General features: G+C 60.5%; 7 protein-coding genes. 3 read left to right on the top strand and 4 right to left on the bottom strand.

From position 1 onward, the window contains the following. The first annotated feature begins 52 nt into the window (after positions 1-52). Positions 53-541 (top strand): SMI1/KNR4 family protein, encoded by a 489-nt coding sequence (locus ACXJKR_RS26170; protein ID WP_457325296.1) that lies wholly within the window; start codon positions 53-55, stop codon positions 539-541. A 25-nt stretch (positions 542-566) separates the two neighbouring features. Here ACXJKR_RS26170 and ACXJKR_RS26165 read toward each other — a convergent pair whose 3' ends face one another. Both ACXJKR_RS26165 and ACXJKR_RS26160 read right to left on the bottom strand, forming a co-directional pair. Continuing rightward, positions 567-2171, bottom strand: coding sequence for a hypothetical protein (locus ACXJKR_RS26165; RefSeq protein ID WP_457325295.1), 1605 nt, complete (start codon positions 2169-2171; stop codon positions 567-569). Positions 2172-2400: 229 nt separating this feature from the next. After that, entirely contained in the window at positions 2401-2676 is a 276-nt protein-coding gene (locus tag ACXJKR_RS26160) for a hypothetical protein (protein WP_457325294.1), read from the bottom strand. A 179-nt stretch (positions 2677-2855) separates the two neighbouring features. Here ACXJKR_RS26160 and ACXJKR_RS26155 point away from each other — a divergent pair, with 179 nt between their 5' ends. After that, positions 2856-3080 (top strand): hypothetical protein, encoded by a 225-nt coding sequence (locus tag ACXJKR_RS26155; protein WP_457325293.1) that lies wholly within the window; start codon positions 2856-2858, stop codon positions 3078-3080. A gap of 75 nt (positions 3081-3155) precedes the next feature. After that, on the top strand, positions 3156-3392 hold the full coding sequence (locus tag ACXJKR_RS26150) for a hypothetical protein (protein ID WP_457325292.1): 237 nt from the start codon (positions 3156-3158) through the stop codon (positions 3390-3392). A gap of 18 nt (positions 3393-3410) precedes the next feature. On the opposite strand, the gene trxC is transcribed toward ACXJKR_RS26150, so the two are convergent. Together trxC and ACXJKR_RS26140 are read right to left on the bottom strand one after the other, a co-directional pair. Then, entirely contained in the window at positions 3411-3833 is a 423-nt protein-coding gene (gene trxC, locus ACXJKR_RS26145) for a thioredoxin TrxC (RefSeq protein WP_457325291.1), read from the bottom strand. A 111-nt stretch (positions 3834-3944) separates the two neighbouring features. Further along, positions 3945-4088: a universal stress protein gene (locus ACXJKR_RS26140; RefSeq protein ID WP_457325297.1), complete on the bottom strand. Its 144-nt coding sequence runs from the start codon at positions 4086-4088 to the stop codon at positions 3945-3947. Positions 4089-4099 lie beyond the last annotated feature (11 nt).

Here is a 4099-nt window from a genome sequence, read left to right as displayed (position 1 = left end):
ATCTTGGCCTGTTGCCTAGCCCAGTGCTGCGGTGAATTTAGAGGTAAGCACATTGTTTGAAAATCTGGACAAATTGATTTACCGGCCCTTGGTTGAGACGGACCGTCATGAGTTCGCCGCTCTCGCCGGGCTCAGCCAGGTTGTTGGTTACCCCGTACCAGGCGAGTTTGTGGAGTTCCTCAAGCGCTATCCCGACACGGGCATCTTCGAGGTCGACGGCGTGGTCTACATCGCGAGCCCTGATCGGCTGTCTGGGCATCATGACGGGCGCTACGCGGTAGACACGCTCTACGCTGCTTGCTCGGATAAGCGCTATGACCTGCTGTCGATCAGGCAAGAAGGCGCTGGCTTTGACTTGATACCGAACTACTGCCTTCGGATCGGCGAAGACTCGTTCGGCAACGCGTTCTGTATAGACCTGCGTGAGGAGCCCTTCGGGAAGGTGTACTTCTGGGATCACGAGCACGCGGCTGGCGAATCCGGACTGCATCTTGTCGCTTCGAGCTTTGCTTCGTTCGTGGAACATTTAGAGGTCGCCTGACAACCTGCTCTCGCAAGGTTTGGCGTCAAGGTCTGGCGACTAGCTTGAGTTCGCCCTGGTCCGGGTCGTCTCGCTTGTAGAAATCATCTAGGTCCAGCACACAACGTCGGATTGACCGGAAATCGGTCTTTGGAACTTCATCGGAAAAGTCTTGGGTGCCTTGGCCAAGATCAAGCAGGCCCTTCGGCGCACCCTTGGTGTTGATGAGATCAACGTAACAGCCGTAGTCGATGCCGTAGACGTGATATCGGACGCCTGGCGTGTCCTGCGCAGACATCCCCTTGCGAAGCACATGCAAAACTCGCTCATCGTAGAGGTAGTCAATCAACTTGTCTTTTAGGCCTGCTTCAAGCAGAAACGCTTTGGTCTGGCGCTCTTTAATCACCTTGTCGATGATCCAAGTAAGCAGCTGCTTCGCCTGATCGTTGGCGCTGACGTTGGGGTCCTTTGAGCCTTGATAGTGGCGCAATGCTGCGCCTCTTGCATCGCTGACCGAAATAGCCTCGCCCTTCGCGCGCTGTGCCGCATACGTCAGCAGATACATGGCATCGCGAGGGACGCCCTCAGCGGCCCGGACGATTTCTTCAAAGGCATTTGCTTGCGTGAAGCCCATCGAGATGAGCTGCGCCTCATCCTTGGGAGGGGTTTCGCCCTCCTGTGTCATCACGTCCTGGACGTGGCGCAAGACAAGTTTCTTGAAGAAGGCGACCGACTGCTGAGCGTCGTTGTCGAACACCATGTATTCATCAAGGGTCACCGCGGCTGCCACGTCGGCGCCAAGCTCAAGCCCCAAGTTGCCCGTAACCGAGTTAGGCACAAGGAAGCGGCTGCGTTGCTCAATGGCGGCGAGCTTCACAGAGATGCCAGGTGTAGGCAGCACGGCGCGGCGAAGCAAGTCAGCAAGATACGGCTGCAGGTCTAAGGGAATCTCGCTCCATTCATCGATCAGCAACCACAGCCGCTTTTTGGGAAGCGTGGCCACGAGTTTGCGAAAGGCCGCGCCCACGTTTCCAAAACTGACCCGCGCGACCTCGGTGCCCTGCTGGACAAACTTTGTGCTTGCGGCGTTCTTGGTGGTCTGACCTGCTGTGGCCTCTGCGCCGAGGCTCGGAGCTTTGAGCGATAGCGTTGCCTGAACTTTTGCCTGCGCTGTCTCGCCTGCCTCTTCAAGAATGGTCGCTTCAACCGTTGTGGTGCCGACCACTCGGACATCTTTGATGACATCTGCCAGTTGATCCAACAGCGGCCCGGTGGCGCTGAGGTCTGCGGCGTCATGTTCCACAACCTGCTCGAATATTGCGCCGTGGATCGCGCCGAGGACTTCTAGAAGGAGGCGCGTGCCACGCTGCACGATTGACGTTGCGCTGTCGCCATAGATGCCATTGCTTGAGCCAATCGTCCGGAGGTCCAACTGGATAGCCATTTCGCCCGCCGCACGACGTGACTGGCGGATATGCGTCAGCAGATGGGTCTTCCCCGTACCCCGGCGGCCAAAGACAATTTGATGGTCAACGGAGGTCAGCACCGAGACGGCCGACCCGAATTCAACGAAGGTGCGTTCCAACACCGCGTCATCTTGACGATCGGCACGAAGCACGAACTTGAGGAAGGCGTGATTTAGGGGCGACATCCACTCTCCCGAGGCGTGAGGCTGTATCCGCACAGCATAGCGACGCTTCGTTGGCGCCGAGAGCCTGACCGCGCTTGTCGTTCAACTTTGTGACCTAAGGTTTAACTGGCTAAATAGTTGACCCAAGCTCGCGGTGACGGAAGCACCGGCTGTCAGGCCAGCGCAAAGGCGGCTTCAGGCTGATCTCGGTCGTTCGCCTTCTAAAGCAGCCGGTTGTTCCTGACCCCGTTCAGCCGAACCAGACGGGGCGGTATTCCTCGTTGGCCTTGATCCAGTCGTCCATGCTGATCTCGCGCACCTCGACGCCAGCCAGGAACTGGACGCRCCGGTTATGGGACTGCGTGCCGCTCATCTGGCGGGTGCGACGCATGATGCTGTCGCGGATCTCATTGGCGTAGCTGCGCTGTACGTTGCGGTGGATCGGCTGGATCTTCTCGGCTGAGCGCGTGAACAAGCCGGGGAACTGGATGGCGCGGTGGCTGGCAACGGTGGCGACGGCTTGCAAGGTGGCTCCTGGGTGACTGCATTCGATGACCGTCAGTGTCTCGACCGCAAGGAGTTCAGGCCATCGCCCTTAGTGGGGATCTTGGCGACGCGTTTCCCCCTTTCGGGGGATATGGCCCGTTGGCCCCCCTCTTCAGGGCGATATCCATTGAGCGCGGGCATTCAGACACTGGCGACGCTATGAACAAGACGCCGCCAACCCCAGCAATCCAAAGAGAGAACGCCATGCATATCGCCGAGCGCCGCACCACCGACCGGACCCACAACGAACAGTGGCCTGAGGGCATGCGAGATGAGTTCAGAAAGGTTCAGTTTCTGCACGCCGTCGAGGTCGATGAGGTTGACGGGGAGTTTTGGCGCGACATCTTCGAGAGCTTTGAGGGACGCCATATCCGTTTCATCTGACGACACCGGCCTGATGTTCGCGTTCGAGCGTACGGGACGCCGTCAACGAGTTCGATACCTGGGTGGGAGAAGACCATGGCCTTGTTTGAGTTCAACCGTAGTTTCGGCCCGGTGGCTGGCGTGGGCCAGCTGTCTTTCGAGCGGGCTCAAGGGCTGATATGCGCCAGAGATGGCAACGGGCAGCTGGTCATGAGCATCACCACCGGCCCGGGATTTGGTCAGCGCCTGGCGGTGGCGTTCTCCGACTATAGGAAGGCGATGCAAGAGCCGGATTGCCAAGGGGCTGTGAGGATCGCGACTTCTGGGGAGTGAGCCATGGCTGGACCGCGGTCAGCGCAGGGCGCCGTCCACCCATGCGCCCAGTTGCGCAGCCGTCATCGCACCGCTCTGCCGCGCAACCTCACGGCCGCCAACGAACAGCACCGTCGTCGGGATGCTGCGGATCTGCAGGCTTGCGCTGGTGCGCTGCGCTGAGTCGCTGTCTACCTTGACGAAGCGGATGTCCGGCCGGTTGGCGGCGAGTTGCTCGAAGTGCGGGGCATAGGAGCGGCAGGGTCCGCACCAAGCTGCCCAGAAGTCCACCAGCACCGGCGCCTCGGTGCCGTGGAGGTAGGGGCCCAGATCCGCATCGCCCAGGGCCACCGGCTTGCGCGGCGCAACGGGCCCGCCGCAACGCCCGCAGGTGGGATCGTCGGCGAGGCGTTCGTCGGGCACGCGGTTGCGGGTTCCACACTGGGGGCAGACGAGCAGCATGGGGTGAATTTAGTCCACGAGACTGGGTGCGGCTGCGTGCGCGCCGCCGCATGCCCGCGTAGGCCTCGCCTGACAGCGGAGCCTCAGTGGCGTTCGATGCTCACTTGACGCCTATTTGACGATGAGCAYCGGCGTTTCAATGTGCGACAACACCTTCTGCGCCTCGCTGCCCAGCAGCAGGGCCGCAAAGCCCTTGCGGCCGTGCGAGGCCATGACGATGAGGTCCACGTTCTCGGCCTTGGCGTGGTCGACGATGGCCTCCCAGG

It is taken from the genome of Roseateles sp. P5_E11 (assembly GCF_054049355.1).
The sequence above is the reverse complement of the archived record's forward strand: the minus strand, read 5'-3'. Positions and strand labels throughout refer to the sequence as shown.